The sequence below is a fragment of the [Phormidium] sp. LEGE 05292 genome, assembly GCF_015207735.1.
Classification (GTDB): Bacteria; Cyanobacteriota; Cyanobacteriia; order Cyanobacteriales; family Aerosakkonemataceae; genus Floridanema.
In genome coordinates this window covers 1-18,692 of sequence record NZ_JADEWG010000125.1, presented here as the reverse complement: position 1 = coordinate 18,692, position 18,692 = coordinate 1, and the positions used below count along the sequence as shown (strand labels likewise).

General features: G+C 39.7%; 11 protein-coding genes. 7 read left to right on the top strand and 4 right to left on the bottom strand.

Features of this window, described 5'->3' with window-relative positions; translation table 11 throughout:
* Positions 1-45: 45 nt before the first annotated feature.
* Positions 46-1,287 (bottom strand): FIST signal transduction protein, encoded by a 1,242-nt coding sequence (locus tag IQ264_RS24960; RefSeq protein ID WP_193983962.1) that lies wholly within the window; start codon positions 1,285-1,287, stop codon positions 46-48.
* Positions 1,288-1,770: 483 nt separating this feature from the next.
* Between IQ264_RS24960 and IQ264_RS24955 the strand changes: the two genes are divergently transcribed.
* From IQ264_RS24955 to IQ264_RS24935, 5 genes are all read left to right on the top strand, one after another.
* A complete protein-coding gene (locus tag IQ264_RS24955) occupies positions 1,771-1,992 on the top strand; it encodes a Calvin cycle protein CP12 (RefSeq protein WP_193983960.1) in 222 nt (73 codons plus the stop codon).
* 109 nt (positions 1,993-2,101) lie between these two features.
* A complete protein-coding gene (locus IQ264_RS24950; protein WP_193983964.1) occupies positions 2,102-2,698 on the top strand; it encodes a DUF3177 family protein in 597 nt (198 codons plus the stop codon).
* A 221-nt stretch (positions 2,699-2,919) separates the two neighbouring features.
* Positions 2,920-3,219 carry a hypothetical protein gene (locus IQ264_RS24945; protein WP_193983958.1) on the top strand — a complete coding sequence of 100 codons (300 nt, stop codon included), beginning with the start codon at positions 2,920-2,922 and terminating at the stop codon, positions 3,217-3,219.
* Positions 3,220-3,620: 401 nt separating this feature from the next.
* On the top strand, positions 3,621-5,117 hold the full coding sequence (gene glmM / locus IQ264_RS24940; RefSeq protein ID WP_193983956.1) for a phosphoglucosamine mutase: 1,497 nt from the start codon (positions 3,621-3,623) through the stop codon (positions 5,115-5,117).
* A 415-nt stretch (positions 5,118-5,532) separates the two neighbouring features.
* Positions 5,533-8,190, top strand: a complete 2,658-nt coding sequence (locus tag IQ264_RS24935) for a GAF domain-containing protein (protein ID WP_193983954.1) — start codon at positions 5,533-5,535, stop codon at positions 8,188-8,190.
* 98 nt (positions 8,191-8,288) lie between these two features.
* Here IQ264_RS24935 and IQ264_RS24930 read toward each other — a convergent pair whose 3' ends face one another.
* From IQ264_RS24930 to cobN, 3 genes are all read right to left on the bottom strand, one after another.
* On the bottom strand, positions 8,289-9,629 hold the full coding sequence (locus IQ264_RS24930) for a TldD/PmbA family protein (protein ID WP_193983952.1): 1,341 nt from the start codon (positions 9,627-9,629) through the stop codon (positions 8,289-8,291).
* 169 nt (positions 9,630-9,798) lie between these two features.
* Positions 9,799-11,271: a TldD/PmbA family protein gene (locus IQ264_RS24925; protein WP_193983950.1), complete on the bottom strand. Its 1,473-nt coding sequence runs from the start codon at positions 11,269-11,271 to the stop codon at positions 9,799-9,801.
* Positions 11,272-11,506: 235 nt separating this feature from the next.
* Positions 11,507-15,313, bottom strand: a complete 3,807-nt coding sequence (gene cobN / locus IQ264_RS24920) for a cobaltochelatase subunit CobN (protein WP_193983948.1) — start codon at positions 15,311-15,313, stop codon at positions 11,507-11,509.
* Between the two features lie 181 nt (positions 15,314-15,494).
* On the opposite strand from cobN, the gene IQ264_RS24915 reads away from it, so the two are divergent.
* Both IQ264_RS24915 and IQ264_RS24910 read left to right on the top strand, forming a co-directional pair.
* Positions 15,495-17,933: an ATP-binding protein gene (locus tag IQ264_RS24915; RefSeq protein ID WP_193983946.1), complete on the top strand. Its 2,439-nt coding sequence runs from the start codon at positions 15,495-15,497 to the stop codon at positions 17,931-17,933.
* A complete protein-coding gene (locus IQ264_RS24910; protein WP_193983944.1) occupies positions 17,926-18,597 on the top strand; it encodes an N-acetylmannosamine-6-phosphate 2-epimerase in 672 nt (223 codons plus the stop codon). The genes IQ264_RS24915 and IQ264_RS24910 overlap by 8 nt, the downstream gene beginning before the upstream one ends.
* Positions 18,598-18,692 lie beyond the last annotated feature (95 nt).

Genomic DNA, 18,692 nt, shown 5'->3' with positions numbered 1-18,692 from the left:
CTCCCCATCTCCCCATCTCCCCATCTCCCCATCTCCTCACTTCTTCTACGGTTGGCGACAAATACCGAACACGGAGGTATAACCGTGAAGGAAGGTGCCAGTACCGACGGGGCCAATTTCGCCGTTACAGAAAAAACCACTTAAGGGGACATTTTTTAAATATTGACGGAACATTTGGGAGTCAAAATTAGGACGACCATAAAGCCCTTCTCCTCTGCCTACACAGGGGAACATTAAAGCGCCAACTGCATCTGCGTCAGCAGGGGTTTGTTGTAGGTAACGTTTGAGCATCATTTCCAAATCGTCAGCGGATGCGTCGGCATCTCGGAGGTGGAATTGGATGCGTTGTCCGGGACGAACGCGATCGCCAATTGCGATCGCGCCTGCTTTGGGATCGACACCTAACAAATTGCGAATTAGAAAGTCTCCGTGTTCCAATTCTTGTTTAAATTCATCTCTGGCTACACCAACAAACAGGGAATTTTGTGCCAATAATCGATCGGTATCACTTAAACCTTGTAATAGTTCTCGCAACACTTCTAAAGGTGGACGAGAATGGCGATGACCAAAAACATCACTACCCTGTTCTTCTAATCCCAAAACGATATTTCTTTCTCCTTCAGTGACGCGATAAGTTTCACCAATAGGACGGCAACCTTGAGCCACAATTGTTTCTAAAATAATGTTACCGCTCAGGGCAACTCCTACTGTTCCTTCGCGATGAAGTTTGTAGTTACAAAATAAACCAATATTACCTCTGACGTTACCACCACTTGCTAATCCGCCTAATTTGATTGCTCCTGGATAGGCGAAATCTAAACCTTCTAGGAGATCGTTGATCCCCGATAAAAAGGGATCGGAAAATAGAATAAAATGTGGTCGAGTTTCCGGTGATACGCCAATTAAATTGACCCAAGTATCGGGAGAACTATCTAAATCTGGTAAAACTTCTGGTAGGAGATGAAAAGAGTGTACTTTCACATCTGGCAAGTGTAGCAAAGTCAGGCTTAATCCTGGTTGCCCTTCTACTTCTTGGGCTTCGCCGTAACGACTCATGCCAATTACACCGCCCCCACTGCAACCAATTAGTACTTTGACTGATAATCGCTCTTGGAGTAAGGGCATTAACCTTGTATACTCACTAGCAAAAGCAGAGGAAATGAACACCAATCCTAAGTCTGCTGATGCCTGTAATGATTGTTCTGCACGTTCTACAACTTCCTCGACAGCCGCTTCCAAAGAGGGACGGGTGGAGAGGGCATTTGCCCACCTAATTTGGTTGCTCATGGGTTTACCGTCACGTCCTATTTCCTGATTTTACGCTATCTGAAATCACAGGCTAGCAGAAATGATTGAGCAGTTGAAAATAGGTAAAAGGTCGATCGAACCCTTAGAGCCTTCTGCCCCGGAGCCTTGGAGCCTTGGAGCAATACTTGTTCTATGTTAATTCTGTGGTAGGATAACAACCATTCTGTAATTTGAGTAGTAGAGAAAAGTTACGGTTTTCAACCCAGTAAGTTTATGTAAAGAAATGATAAGATGAAAACTGCTAAAGATACAGGGCGTGATTACATCCTGTAAAGTCAGGAACGCCTAAATCTTAAGAAATAAGCTCAGATTCTTACCTAATGAAGAAGCTGATTGTAAGAATAGACAGTTAGGATCTCATTAAGTATAGATGCCTCTCCTAAAATTTACTTATAAAATTTATGAGGGCAAAAAGCTGAGATTAAGCTGAAAGATAGGAAATCCTCAAACAAAACAAGATCTATGAGCAACATCCAAGAAAAAATCGAACAAGAACTTCAAGAAGCTCGTAAAGTATGTGGTACTTCTGGTTCTACATCCCAAGAGTGCGCTGCTGCTTGGGATGCAGTCGAAGAGTTACAAGCTGAAGCCTCACATCAGCGACAAACGAAACCGAAAAATTCTTTTGAGCAATACTGCGATGATAACCCTGATGCTGCCGAGTGTCGGCTATATGAGGATTAATTTTTGTTAGTTCTCATAAGTAAATGAAATTAGTAAGTAATATCTGCAACCGAACTCGGTAAAATGAGTTCGGGTTGCCAGTTTTTTACTTTAAAGCAGTTAGGAGATGATGCAAGAGAACATTTGGTTTCGACCGTTAGTTTGGATGGATTACCGACTAGCGGTATTATTTACAGTGATTATTCCTCTGGTGCTACTGGTTTGGGCTTTTGTGGAAAAAAGCGAGGCGGTGCAGAGGTTGATGATAATTTACTGGCGGGTTGCTAGTTTGTTAGCAATTACGATTTATTTGATGATCGGTAGTTGGTCAATTGGTTTTATTACGGCTTTTGCGTCGAGGTTATTAATTCCGGCTTCTTTGTGGTTTTGGCAGGATATTAATGAAGAGATTAATGATTTGCCAGAGCGAAAATTGAGGTTAGGTGTGACTTCTTGGCGATGGGCAATTACAGTTTACAGTTTGCTAGGAGCGATCGCACAAATTCCGTTCCTCCGTTGCGCGTTTTCGGCGGGGGCGATGAACGAGCAGTTTTGTCAAGTGTGGCAAGAACCACCTTTGTTATTTAAAGCATATTTCCACGCTAACAGTAAGGCGGGTTTTTTGGGATTTATTGGCTTAATAATGTTGATAATTTATGTAGCTTATTTTGGTTACTTTTTGTTTTTTAGATTGAGTAAACAAGGGCGATCGGCAATTGAACAATAGAGAAAGAAAACAGAAAGCTCCGAGAAAGTTTTGAGTTTTGTTAGCGTAGCGGTGCGTAGCACGTTCTAAAGTTTTGAGTTAAGGAGAAACTTCGATCGGGATTTACAGATTTACCAGATTTATTGATTAATCCTGCTCATCATGTCAATCCATAAATCCCGATCCAGTTTTGAGTTAATTAACTTCCCCTTGTCTCCTTGTCCCTTTGTAGCCCGATCGTTATGAGTGATTCTATTGGTAGACGCTTAGAAAAATATACGGAAAAACGTCCCCAAGAGGTTTTGCTAGTGAATGTGCAAATTGGAGATGTTGAAGACCAAATTGCGATTTTTAAGGGTTTTTCCAGTTCTTTAATGAATCCTACGGCTAACGATCCTGATGTTCCGGTATTGCCAGAAGAGGCAAAAATTATTAGTGTCGATCGCCTAGTCAGTCCCTATAATCCTGCAACACCTCGCTATATTCAAAAAGAGCTATCTTGGGAAAATATGGAAGCTCTATTATTAGAAGTGGGAGTTTGATTTAGGCAACAGGGAACGGGAAGAGAAAAAACTCGGTTATATTCATAAGTTTAAGAAACATTATAAACAATTAAAAATGTTTGAAATAAACAAAATAGCGGATAAATTTTGTTTTATTTATAAAGGAATTTAAAGAGTAAGTATCCCAAATATGTGATAAAAGTTACGATTTTTTGGCGAAGAATCGGTAATTTTTCATCTAATGTCACAAAAATAGCTTGGTTACTCTCAATATATGCAAAAATATCTTTATAAAAAAATGTCTAAATAAGACATATCCTCGATTAAGATTGAGTCAAATAGTCAATCGGAACAAGTAAAAAGTATTTAACTACTTTAGACTCGCTCCCGAAAGTGCTATCCTCCACTAGTAAGTGTGATGTGTGGAGTGACTTTAGCTTATGGTTTCAACCCCTGTTAAAACTCAGTCTTCTGGACGCTCTGAATTAGGATTATCTCTAGTACCGACAGTCAAATCGCCGCAAGCTAGCCCTAACAATGGATACCATTCTATTGCTCTGCCATCGACGGCTTTATTTGGCACTGATGGGATTAGGGGGAAAGTTGGGGACTTGTTAACTGCGGAACTCGCCTTACAGGTAGGGTTTCATTGCGGTCAAGTGTTGCGATCGACCTTTTCTCACCAAGAAAGTGGTACTGGAACAGTAATTGTTGGTCAAGATACGCGCAATTCCAGCAATATGTTAGCAATGGCTTTATCTGCTGGTTTAACTGCTGCTGGTTTGGAAGTTTGGGATTTAGGTATCTGTCCAACTCCAGGTGTAGCTTATCTGACTCATGCGGCGGGTGCTTTGGGCGGTGTGATGATTTCCGCTAGCCATAACCCACCAGAGGATAATGGAATTAAAATTTTTGGCCCTAGTGGTACTAAACTGAGCAAGGAATTACAAGCAGAAATTGAAGCTGGATTGCGCGGAAAGCGCGAATTTTCCGCAACTACTGGGAACAGCTGGGGTAAGCACTACCAGCGACAAGATTTATTGCAAGATTATGCTGCTTCATTGACTGAACCATTGCAAGCTGGTTTAGATTTGCGGGGAATGCGAGTGGTGCTAGATCTGGCTTGGGGTGCGGCTGTGGGGATAGCGCCAGAAGTGTTTGCAGCTATGGGTGCCGAGGTGATTTGCTTGCATGAAGCGGCGGATGGCGATCGCATTAATGTTAATTGCGGTTCTACTCATTTGGGTGCGTTGCAAGCAGCTGTGAAAACTCATCAAGCTGATATGGGTTTTGCTTTTGATGGAGATGCCGATCGCGCTTTGGCTGTAGACTCTCAGGGGCGCATTGTTGATGGAGATTACATTCTCTATTTCTGGGGACAACATTTGGCGAAGGCGCAAAAGTTACCCGGAAATATGATTGTGGCTACGGTGATGGCTAATTTGGGTTTTGAACTGGCTTGGAAACATTTAGGCGGTCAGTTTTTGCGGACAGCTGTGGGCGATCAATATGTTCACGCGGAAATGGTGCGTCAGGATGCCATGTTAGGTGGCGAACAATCGGGACATATTTTATGCCGTCATTATGGAATTAGTGGTGATGGGTTGTTGACGGCGTTGCATTTGGCGGCGATCGTTAAACAAACCGGAACTTCTTTAACCCAAATGGTAGACCAAAGTTTCCAACCTTATCCCCAAATCCTCAAAAATGTGCGAGTGGAGGATCGGGAAGTACGTTTGAATTGGCAAAATTGTGATGCTTTGACTAATGCGATCGCCCAAGCAGAAAGCGCAATGGCAGGAGTTGGGCGGGTTTTAGTTCGCGCTTCTGGTACTGAACCTTTAATTCGGGTGATGGTGGAAGCCGCTAATGCTGAACTCACTAATCACTGGGCGGATCGATTAGTTCTGACTGTTCAACAACATTTACTTGCTTAAGTTACTGCTTTACTGAATAAATACTCAATTCTTTACGCCGTCGCAGTTGCAACTGCGACGGTCTTTTTAAATATTGGTATAGTAGTATACTTATGATAAAATGAGAATTAATTAAAATAATAAAAGTTTTAAGAATTAGCTTTTTAAGCATTTGATAAAGAATTTAAACCTTAAAAATTCATCCTTAAATTAAATTTATTGGACGTTTCAATTCAAATAAAATTTACGCGCGTATAGTTAACGGATAAATCTAAAAGGCAAGTGTGGAGCTTACAAATCTCCCGAATTAGCATTTGTTAAAGGTGTAATTATGGTGGGTTCTATATCCCTGGTAAGTAATTTATCGTCTGGATTAAAGTGTAAAAAACAGTTAGTAAATCTAGAAATTAAAGACCCTTATAAAAGGAGTGTAATCTTGCAAAAAGTAATTGCGCGGATTTGGAACGCTTCTGAAAGTTTAGGAATACAAAGTTGTGCGCCAATAGCAGTTGCATTAGAAGAAATTGCTAAGTTATTAAATATAGAACGTTGTAGTTTTTTTTGGTATTTAGAAAATACTAAACAAATTAAAGTAATTCACGAGTGGGTGGCTGAAAAACAAAAGTTAGTGTCAGGGGAATGTAGCTCATTAGAAATATTTACTGGTGCAGCTAGTGCTTTAGAAAAAATTGCTTCAGAAGCTAGTAATGATTTAATTTTTATTAAATGTGGAACCGATGCAATGTTGGCATCTTTTGAGGCGATCGCGCAAATAATGGGGCAGCATAAAAATACGCGATCGCGGCGCAAAAGAGAAGAACAAAGTTGTTTAGAAAAGAAAGATTTTGCTCAATTAATAATTCCTGTTTATCGTGATACTACAGAAGAAACTTTTCCCGAAAACTCGCTAGGATTAATTGCTTGCTACTGTTCCCATCCGCGTCATTGGAGTGCAGGTGAGCTTGATTTTTTACAGTTAATTGCTCAACAATTAGCGATCGCGATTCGTCAATCCCAAATTTACGAACGTAGCCAGAGACAAGCACAAAGAGAAAAACTAATTAATCAAATAACTAGCCAAACTAGGCAAAGTTTGGATTTAGAAAATATTTTAAATTCAGCGATCGCACAGCTGTTAGATGCGTTAGAAGTCGATCGCTGTTTAGTGCATTTAGTAGAAACTGTCAGCACGGCAAAAACGGACGTTAAATCTAATATTTTTTTAGGAAACAATCATGCCGAGTTGACAGATACTCAAACAAAAAACTTTTGGAAAACAGCCCATCAAATAGCTTATCGCCGCCAGCATTTATATGAAGTGTATCGGGAACCTTTTCCGGCTTCTTTAACTGATTTTGACACTCAAGGGCCAATTACTCAATGGGTAATTCAACATCGACAATCAGTGGTAATTAATGATATTGCTCAGGATACGCGAATTGGAGAACAAAATGAAGAATACCAAAAAGCGGCGATTAAATCTTCTTTAGTTATTCCCGTGCAAGCAAATAATGTCTTACACGCAATTCTTTATCTTAATCAATGTGCTTACAATCGCTATTGGACAAAAAGCGATTTAGAATTAGCAGAAGCAGTGGCAAATCAATTAGCTATTGCTATTCATCAAGCTTGTTTATATGCTCAAAGTCGGGCGGCGATGGAACGAGAATCTCTATTAAGAGTAATTAGTAACCAAATTCGTCGCACCTTAGATTTAAAGACAATTTTACAAACAACAGTTAAGCAAGTACATAATTTTTTAGGTACGGATCGAGTAGCAATATATCAGTTTACTGAAGGATCTCTAGGTGAATTACTGGTACAAGAATTGAAAGAAAGTTGCTCATGTAATGAGCAAGAAATCAGCAATAATAGTTGTTTTCTGCACAATTATTTTTATCCATATCAGGGGGAAGTAGTGCAGATCATTAATGATGTGGCTAATGCGGATATTAGCGATCGCCATTTAGTATTTTTGCAGCAATTACAAGTGCAAGCAAGTTTAGTTGTACCGATTATGAAAACTGAGGAAGTAGGAGAAAAAAATGCCGAAATCAAAGCCAATCAAATTTGGGGATTATTGATTGTTCAAGAGTGTAGTCTACCGCGAGTTTGGCAAGACACGGAAGTGGAATTATTGCAACAAATTAGTACACAGTTAGCGATCGCCATTCAACAAGCAGAACTTTACAAACAAAGCCAAACTGCTGCTGCTACTGCTCAAAAGAAAGCCGCAGCTTTGCAACAAGCTTTGTATGACTTGCAACAAACTCAAGCCCAACTAATTCAAACCGAAAAAATGTCTAGTTTAGGACAATTAGTAGCTGGGGTAGCCCATGAAATTAACAATCCAGTTAACTTTATTTATGGCAATTTAACTTATATTAATAATTATAGCAAAGACTTACTAAAAATCATCAATCTTTATCAAAAAACTTATCCCAATGCTAACTCAGAAATCCAAGAATGTGAGGAAGAAATAGATTTAGAATTTTTGATGCAGGATATGCCAAAAATTCTATCTTCCATGAAAGTAGGGACCGATCGCATTCGTCAAATTGTCCTAAGTTTGCGGAATTTCTCGCGAGTTGAACAAGCAGAAATGAAAGCAGCGGACATTCATGAAGGCATTGAAAGCACTTTATTAATCTTGCAAAATCGGTTCAAAGCTAACGGTAAAACTTCGCAAATAGAACTAATTAAAGAGTACGGGAAAATACCTTTAGTAGAATGTTTTGCTGGACAATTAAATCAGGTATTTATGAATATTATCAGCAATGCCATTGATGCTTTAGAACAGAAAACAGGCAAAGATAACTTCTCGCCTACAATTACAATTCGTACAGAATTGTATGATAATGATTCTATTATTGTCCGCATTGCCGACAATGGCTCTGGCATACCCGCCAAAGCCAAAAAACGATTATTTGATGCTTTTTTCACCACTAAACCAGTCGGTAAAGGCACAGGTTTAGGCTTATCAATTAGCTACCAAATTGTAGTAGAAAGACACCAAGGAAGGCTGTGGTGCGAGTCAACATTAGGAGAAGGCACAGAATTTTTTATCAAGATTCCTTTAGTGCAGTCAACTTAAATTATCAGTTAGTTGTAAGCACTTCAGTGCTTGCTTTGGTAGCTAAAAGGACTGAAGTCCCTACAACAAACCGACTGAAGTCGTTACTACGAACAGATTTATTCACCAGTAATTGAAAGGGCATCAACCCAAACTTTGGGGCAAACTCCACTGGTGGTTAATTCTGCTTCTTTTTCCACAAAAACGATCGAATTTAAAACTTGCAAAAAATCTCCCGCAACAGTCGCCGCATCAACACTGATTAACTCACCATTTTTGATCATCCAACCATCAAAAGGTAGAGAAAAAGAACCTTGTACAGCTTTAACTCCAGCATGAAAAGCCTTTAATTGATCGATGTAAATCACATTATCGGCACTTTCTATGCTTAATTCTTGCTCAGGTTGTACTTCCGAAAAAACATGATAAAAGTGCGGGCTAACTGTTACTTTTGCGCCGATATTTGCATTGCCCGTAGGCTGTGCATTTAATCTTTTTGCAGTACCAGCACTATGAATTAAACCAGTCAAAACACCATTACTAATGATAGAAATTCTCCTGGTTGGTGTACCTTCATCATCAAAAGTTTCTGCGCCAACATTGCTGGGATGTAACGCATCATCGCAGACAGAAAGTAAAGGAGAAGCAATTTTCATCCCCAAAGTTTCTGGAGTAGAAAGACTTTGCTTATCGAGAATATCTTGAGCATTGAAAATGTTGGAAAAAGCATTTAACAAACTCAAGAAAGCTTTGCCCGAAAAAACTACTTGGTATTTACCCGTTTTGACTTTTTCATAATTCAAGTGACTGATAGTTTTTTTCGCTGCTTCTTCCAAACAACCTGAAATATCTAGTTCTTCTAAACTATGACTAATTCTCACTGCACCAGCACTACGAGGTTTTTTATCTTCCTGCTCAGTTTTGGTGGAAAGATAGATAGAAGAAAGAGTATGAGATTCGTTTCTGACGGAACCTTCACTGTTAACATAAAATCTGTCAACATCTCTTTGCGCTAAACCATTGTAAGGCACACTGGTAATTGCTGGATGAGCAGAAATTAACTCTTTTTCTGCTGCTAATAAAGTTTCAATTAGTTTAGCTGCTGGTGCTTGGGTTGCTTTTTCTGTGGGTGAATGACTAATGGGAATAGTTGCTTCGGGGCTAAAGTCGGGAATGTTTTCTTTTGCACCAAAAAAACTCGCTTCGTAAGCAGTTTTTAAAGCTAATTCAATCCCCAAAGGATCGACATCTGAAGTACTAGTAACCCCTAAAGTTTGTTCGTCATTCCAAACCCTAACCATGACACCGGAACGACTAGAGGCATTAACTTGTTTCGGTTCTCCTTGATCTACTTGTACGCTGGTTTCATCAACAGTAGAACCGTAAATATCGAACTTTTTAATTCCCAATTTATGAGCAATTTCTTGAGCGTATCCCGCAATTTCTTGAGTACTTGGCACAACTTTCTCCCTTTAAATTCACATTACCAAATTTTAGATTTCAGACTCATTAAATAAATCTCTTGCACGAATCAGTTATCCCATCTGTGTTCATCTGTGTTTATCTGTGGACATCTGTGGTTTTATTCTTAATCCTCAATTCATGCAAGAGGTATAATCTAAAATTCCCTTAGCGTCCGCCGACAGTAATAGAATCAACCTTAATATGTGGTTGTCCAACTGTTACGTAAACGCTGCCACTAATGGAACCGCAAAAACCAGAAGCTAGTTCTAAATCTCTAGAACTCATGGAAATTTTGTTCATAATTTCCTTAGCTTCACCAATCAAAACTGCACCTTTTAAAGGTTTAGTAATTTTGCCATTTTCAATTAGGTAAGCTTCATCAACTCCGAAGTTAAATTCGCCTGTTGCGCCGACGCTACCGCCGCCCATTTTCTTACAGTAAATGCCTTTATCTACGGAATTAAACAAGTCTTCTAAGGCATAATCTCCGGGTGCAATGTAGGTATTTCGCATCCGAGAAGCAGCAGCATAAGTGTATCCTTGTCTTCTCCCACTTCCGGTTCTAGGATGTCCAGTTCGCATGGAACCTGCGCGATCGGCAATAAAATTCTTCAAAATGCCATTTTCGATCAATAATGTTCTTTGGGTAGGCATTCCTTCGTCGTCCATGTCGATCGTTCCGAAGGCATTTTGCGATCGACCTTCATCCCAAGCAGTTAAATTTTGGTGAGCAATCTTTTCGCCTTTCTTGTCAATAAAAGGCGTAGTTTTGCGTTCAATTTGAGTAGTTTCGAGCAAATGTCCGCAAGCTTCATGGAAAATCACGCCGCCGAAAGCATTTGCCATAATAATCGGATAAGTTCCCGATTCTACATAATCAGCATAAAGCATTTTTCCGGCTGATTCTGCTACTTCTTCCGAGTCAGCTTCATAATTCCAATTCCGCAAAAAGTTAGCATCTCCCGTATTACCGGAACGCTTACCAATGGAAGAACGATTAGCACCATCAGCACACAAAAGATTGTAACCAACTGATTGAGTTAAGCGAATATCACGGGCGAAAGTTCCATCACTTGCAGCGACTAAAACTTCTTGCCAATCTCTAAAATAAACGGCGCGTCGAGATTGAACGTGATTAGCTTTTTGTTTAAGTTTGGCATTAGCATCAAGCAGAACTTCGCTCATTTCTTGCATTGAGCTAAATTGAGAATTCCAAGTATCTTTGTTGTTTTTGATCGCGTAATCTCGGAGTAATTCTAAGTTAATTTCTGGAACGTATGAATTAGGTGCGGGAAGAATTAATCCTTGAATCGAAAGTGCTTTTTCTAATGCTGCTTTTAGTCCTGAAAATGATAGGTCATTGGTGCTAACATAACAATCAGATTGTCCGCGAAAAACTCTCACACCTGCGCCTGTAGAAAGTTTGGGTGAGATGCTAGTGATAGCGTCATCTTCTGCTAAACAGCTAATGTAATTGACTCGTTCTAAAAAGAATTCGATAAAATCTGCACCAGCAGCACGTCCCAATCCTAGCAATGTTGCTAAGGGTGCTTCCCAACTTTCATCAAAGCGATCGCGTGTGGGATTATATATCAAGCTGGGCAATTCTTTGGTCAAAAGTATCGAGGTTGCTAGCATGGGTATTCTGGTTTTAGGGAATCTGTGAACTGAGGCATCCTACTTTTAATTAGTGTAACAAATTTATTTTTTTATGAACCGCAAAGGACGCAAAGGACGCAAAGAAGAAGAAAAGAAAGAGGTTAAAGAGAGTTTTTATCTTAGTTCATCTATGATTAAAACATTTAAGAATATCTACATTTTTGTTTTTCTTTCCTTCCTGTCCTTTGCGTCCTTTGCGGTTAAAAAAACAAAATCAAATAGAACTGCTATAATTATCTTCTATTTTTCCTTCTGCTTCATGGACTATTGCTCTTAGTTTATCTATTATAGTGCGATCGACATTTGACCACAAACCTCGTTGATTAGCTTCTAACAATCTTTCTGCCATATCTCGCAACGCCCAAGGGTTTTTTTGCTCAATAAATGCTTGGACTTCAGGGTTAAATAAATAGTTTTCTGCTACTCCTTGATACATGAAGTCTTCGACACAGTTTGCTGTCGCATCGTAAGCAAATAAATAATCAACTGTTGCAGACATTTCAAAAGCGCCTTTGTAACCGTGACGCATTACGCCAGCAATCCATTTTGGGTTAATGACACGGGAACGATAAACTTTCGCAATTTCCGCTTTTAATTGTCTAACTTTTGGGTTTTCGGGAATGGAATTATCACCGAAATAAGTTTGGGGGTTTTTGCCAGTTAAAGCGCGAACTGATGCAGTTAAACCGCCTTGAAATTGATAGTAATCATCGGAATCTAATAAGTCATGTTCCCGGTTATCTTGGTTGTGTAATACTATTTGCATTTGGCGCAACCTTTCGGCAAAAGCTTCTGGTGCTGAAATCCCCCCTAACCCCCCTTGATAAGGGGGGGAATTTTTGCTAATGCTAGTATAAGCGTAACTACTCCAGTTAATATAAGCACGGGCTAAATCTTGCTCATCTTGCCAATTTTGGCATTCAATTAAACCTTGTAAACCTGCACCATAAGCACCTGGTTTGGAACCGAAAATCCGAAATTGCGATCGCATTTTTGCCTGTTCTTCACTCAACCCAGCATTTACCCAAACTTCAGTTTCTTGCTTTACTTTTGCTGCTAAAGGGTTATCTTCCGGCGACTCATTTAATGCTGCAACTGCGGTTACTGCTTGGTTAAATAAATCAATTAAATTGGGAAAAGCATCGCGGAAAAAACCCGAAATTCGCAAGGTGACATCAACACGAGGACGACCTAAAACTGAGATTGGTAATATTTCAAAATCTACCACTCGCCGCGCTACACCATCCCAAATTGGACGCACTCCTAATAATGCTAACGCTTCTGCTAAATCATCGCCACCCGTTCGCATTGTGGAAGTTCCCCAAATAGATAAACCGAGAGTTTTGGGATATTCTCCATTTTCTTGAGTGTATCTTTCTATTAATACTTCTGCCGCTTTTCTGCCAATATCCCAAGCGGTTTCTGTGGGAATGGCGCGAATATCAACCGAGTAAAAGTTGCGTCCAGTTGGTAATACTTCCGGGCGGCCTCTTGTAGGTGCGCCTGAAGGTGCAGGAGGAATAAATTTACCGTCTAAACCTTGTAATAAATTAGTGATTTCTTGTTGGGTTTTCTGTAATGCGGGGAGTAGATAATCACCGATCCAAGTTAACTCTTTTTCGGTCATTTGTCCGATGTCATTGGTCATTTGTCCTTGGTTTTCGATTAGCTTTTCTACTAAGTTGGCGGCGTGTTCTTCCAAAAGTTCCACTACATCACCCACAGTCCGACATTCTCTACCAATGACAAATGAAGAATGACTAATAACTAATGAAAAATCATCTGTTAAAGGATCAATTTCTAAACCCCAATCTTTAGCAATGGCGCGGGTTAATCCAATGCGGTTACTACCAGGATGTCGCGCAATAGCAACGATTAAATCTCTTAATTGTCTCCCTTGGGGACATTGACCAAAAATATGCAAACCATCCCGAATTTGCGCTTCTTTCAATTCACACAAATAACCGTCCATTTTGGGAATTATCGATGTTAATTCCTCAGTCCCCAATCTTGTAGGACAGGCATCTTGCCTGTCATCCAATTCCAATTGCAAATTCTCTTCTAATATTAGTTGCGAAATCCGATCGCAAATCACCCCCAACCGAGAAGGGTCTAAATTTTGCGCCTCATAATACTCATCAATTAAATTCTCTAACTTATGCAAATTTCCATATAATTCTGCCCTCGTCATCGGCGGCGTTAAATGATCAATAATCACCGCTTGGGCACGACGTTTTGCTTGCGAGCCTTCACCAGGATCGTTAACAATAAAAGGGTAAAAATGTGGAATTGCGCCTAATGCTACTTCCGGGTAACAATTACTGGAAAGGGCGACACTTTTACCAGGCAACCATTCCAAATTACCATGTTTTCCCACATGAACGATCGCATCCGCAGCAAAATGCTTTCTCACCCAATAATAAAAAGCTAAATAATCATGGGTTGGTTCTAAATCTGGCGCATGATAATTTAAACTAGGATCGAGATCGTAACCCCGACTTGGTTGAATTCCCACAAAGATATTACCTAACTGAATTCCCGGAATGGGAAAATCTTTAACTTCAGCAATCCCCCATCTTTCAATTATGCCCTGCTGCACAGACAAAGGCAGATGGGAAAAATACTCTTGATATTCTGTTAAAGATAACACTTGATTTGGCGATCGCAATTCCTTTCCTTCCAAATCGTTAGTAATTCCCGAAATTAACCTATTAATTAAATCATCGCCATTTTCTGGTAAATTCTCTACATCATAACCAGCATTTTGTAAAGCTTCCAGGATTTCCACACAACTAGCAGGAGTATCCAAACCTACACCATTTGCTAACCGTCCATCGCGAGTTGGATAGTTAGCTAAAATTAAAGCAACCTTGCGTTTAATCGGAGTTTTTCGCCGCAAATTTACCCAACTCGCTGCTAACTCAGCAACAAAATTAATTCTGTCTAAATTGGGTTGATATCCAACTACATCTGTTTCTAAACTAGGATGTTTCGATTGTACCGCCTTAAAAGAAACTACCCGACTAATAATTCTCCCATCTACTTCTGGTAACGCCACATTCATCGCCATATCTCTCGGCGAAAGTCCCTGAAAACCCGATTCCCATTGTTCCTCAGTTCCTCCACTAAAAATCACTTGCAAAACAGGAACATCTGAAAAATGTTGTGTTACTTCAAAGTTGTTAATTGCCCGTTCAAAATTATTAACTGAAAAGCTGGTAGTATTGAGTAATAGTTGAATTGATTCAGCATCTTTTGGCTGAAAATATTCTGCTAAATCAGCTTGTACATCGGGGTCTCGCAAAGAGGAAACAAAAACTGGCACAGGCGCTAAATTTTGTGTCATTAAAGCATGACATAAAGCATCAATTGGGGCTGTATTTCCTGCTAAATAATGAGCCCGATAAAATAAAACACCAATTTTAGGAATTAAACTTCTGTCTTTATCTGCAATGCCTGAGTTTACTTGCTGCCAATCATAAATTCCGACTCGCGGAACTTCCTGTGGTGGTGGGGGATTGTAACTTTTTTGCCAGCAAACATCAACAACAAATTTCAAAGCATTAACAAAATTGTTGACACCGCCCTCACTAAAGTAGCGCCACAACTGATTTACTGCGATCAGGGAAACATTAGAATGACTGATTAAATCGGGGTCTGGACGGTCATCACCTGGGATTATAATAAGTTTTGCCCCTGTTTGTTGTGCTGTTTCTCGCACCACTTCCAAACCATAAGACCAGTAAGAACGTCCTCCAAGTAGGCGAATAATAATGATCTGGGCCTTTGCTAATACTTGAGTGGCGTAAGTATCAATACTCAGTTGTTGCTGTAATTGTAAAAGATTGACGACTCGCAGTTGGGGAAAATCTGCTGGAAGTTTGCCCACAGCCGCTGCTAAAGTTTGAATATCCGTATCCGCAGCCGTAAGGAATAGAATAGGAGCAGGTGTTTGATCGATGAAAATGACTCCCTCTTCTTGAAAATTCCATCCACCTGGAGTAGCAGCTAAACGATGCACTATTTTATCCTCAATGATTACGGTTTTTTACAAGCTTTCGGCTATACATTAGTTAAAGAAACTGTTTATACTTGTCGCCATCGTGGTAAATATGCTCTACTTAATCCATGATCGATAATTGAGAACCACGATCGGAGTCTTATTTAGCAAAGCCTACTGCTTCCTTATGTAAACGGCTAAAATGCTGAGTTACCAAAATTTTATTTTACGTCGGAATCTATCGCTTACCTCTTTTAATGGACTGCGAACCGTTTTTGAGCAAATGGCACAAAGGGTCGGAGAAGGTTATTTGCTGTTGACGGAAGATGTGCTATCTACCTTGACAGTTAGACCACAACAAATAGAAGAAAAATTTATTTTGTTGGTGTCAGAACAGTTTAGTGGTTTAGTGGTAGCAACACAACGGTTGGAAGAGATTTCTTGGGAAGAATCCGAGGACAAATTATACCAGGTTGGATTAACTTTTGCACCAGAAGCGATCGCCGAATTTATCGCTCAGTTGAGTAATTTCCTTAAAGATTATTCTATTGCTGAGAAAAGTCTTCAACAAGCAAGTCAATTTCTGCGCCCCAACGATGTTAATCTTCAGAGCGAATTTACTCTTGCTCTGCTAGAAATCATCACAGACGATCGTCAAAAAGATTTGCATAACGATCCAATATATCCGTTTGTTTCTGTTTGTCAACCTGTGCATGAAGCTTTAAAACAACAGGTGGAACAAGAGAGATTATTGAATCAGGTAACAACCCAAATTCGTGATAGTTTAGAATTACCTGTAATCTTAGAAACAGCGGTTGAACAGGTGAGGATATTTTTACAGGCAGATCGCTTGTTAATATATCAGTTCCAGCAACCTTTATCTTCAGTAAAACACTTAGAAATTAACGAACAAGATATTTTAGATTTTTATGAACTAGCAGCAAAACAAGAATTACATCCTGAAGAATCGAATGTAATTGAAACAGAAAATGACCATAAACTAGAGCATGACTTTGAACAGGAAGTTAGCGATCGGAAAATTTGGGGACGAGTTACTTATGAAGCAAGAGATTCTGATGATATACCTTCTGTGTTAGGTTTTTCGGAAGAAGAAAATTGTTTTAGTTATGTACCGAACTGTCGAGAAAAATATCGGAAAGGCTTCACTTTAGCAGTCAAAGATGTTGAAAATGCTTACATTTTTAATCCCTGCATATTGAATTTAATGCGGCATTATCAAGTAAGAGCCAAGTTAGTTGTACCCATTTTAATTCAAGAACAACTTTGGGGTTTATTAATTGCTCACCAATGTTTTGCACCGCGCCAATGGCAGGATAATGAGAAAAAATTCCTCACACATATTGCCGAACATTTGGCGATCGCAATTTACCAAGCACAACTTTATGCCGAAGTTCAACAACAAAAAGAAACATTAGAAAAAAGGGTGATCGATCGCACCCAAGAACTCCATGATGCCATGCTTTTGGCACAATCAGCTAATCGCGCCAAAACCGAATTCCTAGCCACAATGAGCCATGAACTACGCACACCTTTGACCTGCGTAATCGGCTTATCTGCTACCCTATTAAGATGGTCTTTTGGGCAACTAAGTCAAAAACAAAGAGACTATTTACAAAGCATTCACGACAACGGCGAACATCTCCTCGAATTAATCAACGATATTTTAGAATTATCTCAATTAGAAGCTGGGAAAACAGTCTTAAATATCAGCGAATTTTCGCTCTCGCAATTAGCAAATCAAGAAATGACTAACTTGAAACAAAAAGCTAACCAAAGAGGAGTAGAATTAGCAGTAGCAATTAAACTTGATTCCCAACAAGACCGCTTTTTAGCTGATGACAGAAGAGTGCGGCAAATTCTCTACAATTTATTGAGTAACGGCATTAAATTTACTCCCGAAGGAGGTAGGGTAATTTTGCGAGTTTGGCGAGAAGGAAATCGCGCCGTTCTGCAAGTAGAAGACACAGGTATAGGTATTCCCGAACACCAACGACATTTGCTTTTCCAAAAGTTCCAACAATTAGATAGTTCTTACCATCGCCAATACGAAGGAACGGGATTAGGATTAGCTTTAACTAAACAATTGGTAGAACTTCATGGCGGGAGAATTGAAGTAAACTCCACTGTTGGCGTTGGTTCAATTTTTACAGTTTGGTTGCCCAAACAACAAGACCCTATTACCGCCCCAAAAAGCGAATCTCAAAGATCATCAGCTTATTCTAAAGAAGGAGCATTAATCAATCTAAACTTTCCCGCAGGAATAATTGTTGTTATTGAAAATCATGAAGAAACAGCTACTTTAATTTGTGAAATTTTAACTGCTGCTGGTTTTCAAGTAGTATGGTTATTAGAACCATCTACGGCAATGAAGCAAATAGAAATATTACAACCTTTAATTGTGATTTTAGACTTGCATATTTCTGGAACTAATGGCAAAGAAATAGTTGAACAAATTCGCAACTTAACCGCTATGCAGGATGTAAAAATTCTAGCTTTAACTAACAAAATATCATCTGATAGTCTAGTTTTAGGAGCAAATAATTACTTACTTAAACCAATTTTACCCCAAAATTTACTACACAAAATTCAACTACTAATGGCTAATCCTGTAAATGAATAAAAACTCATTACAATCATTAAATAAAAGTTTAATAGTTTCCTGTCAAGCGCCTGTAGAATCTCCTCTGCACGATCCTTATGTAATTGCAGCAATGGCAAAAGCAGCTATACTCAGTGGCGTAGCAGCAGTGAGAATCGATACTCCAGCACATATAACAGCAGTCCGCCAAAAAATATCAACCCCAATTATTGGACTTTGGAAACAACAAATCCCTGGCTATGATGTGTATATTACCCCACAATTTCATCATGCAGAAGCGATCGCCAAAGCCGGAGCAGATATCATAGCAATTGATGCTACCTTGCGAGAACGTCCCCATCAAGAACAACTAACCACAATCATTACCCGCATTCACCAAGAACTAGGTAAATTAGTCATGGCAGATATCGACACCATAGAAGCAGCAATCGCCGCTGCTAATGCGGGTGCAGATATTGTCGGTACTACCCTTTACGGCTACACAAACCAAACAAAACACCTCTCCCCCCCAGGCTTTCAACTATTAGCAGAAATGGTAGAAAAACTCCAAGTTCCCGTAATTTGTGAAGGCGGAATCTCCTCCCCAGAAATGGCAAAACAAGCCCTAAAAATTGGCGCTTTTGCCGTAGTCGTCGGCACTGATATTACCGGAATTGATGCCAAACTTAAAGCTTATTTGAGGTGAAGAAAGGCAGAAGGCAGAAGGCAGAAGGCAGAAGGGAAGAAAAGCAGAAGGCAGAAGTCAAAATTCTCCTTGTCCCCCCATCTCCCCATCTCCCC

What these genes read in the sequence shown, in the direction of transcription:
- IQ264_RS24960 (WP_193983962.1), bottom strand. Translation starts at nt 1,287, where the DNA reads ATGAGCAACCAAATTAGGTGGGCAAATGCCCTCTCCACCCGTCCCTCT.
- IQ264_RS24955 (WP_193983960.1), top strand. Translation starts at nt 1,771, where the DNA reads ATGAGCAACATCCAAGAAAAAATCGAACAAGAACTTCAAGAAGCTCGT.
- IQ264_RS24950 (WP_193983964.1), top strand. Translation starts at nt 2,102, where the DNA reads ATGCAAGAGAACATTTGGTTTCGACCGTTAGTTTGGATGGATTACCGA.
- IQ264_RS24945 (WP_193983958.1), top strand. Translation starts at nt 2,920, where the DNA reads ATGAGTGATTCTATTGGTAGACGCTTAGAAAAATATACGGAAAAACGT.
- glmM (WP_193983956.1), top strand. Translation starts at nt 3,621, where the DNA reads ATGGTTTCAACCCCTGTTAAAACTCAGTCTTCTGGACGCTCTGAATTA.
- IQ264_RS24925 (WP_193983950.1), bottom strand. Translation starts at nt 11,271, where the DNA reads ATGCTAGCAACCTCGATACTTTTGACCAAAGAATTGCCCAGCTTGATA.
- IQ264_RS24915 (WP_193983946.1), top strand. Translation starts at nt 15,495, where the DNA reads ATGCTGAGTTACCAAAATTTTATTTTACGTCGGAATCTATCGCTTACC.
- IQ264_RS24910 (WP_193983944.1), top strand. Translation starts at nt 17,926, where the DNA reads ATGAATAAAAACTCATTACAATCATTAAATAAAAGTTTAATAGTTTCC.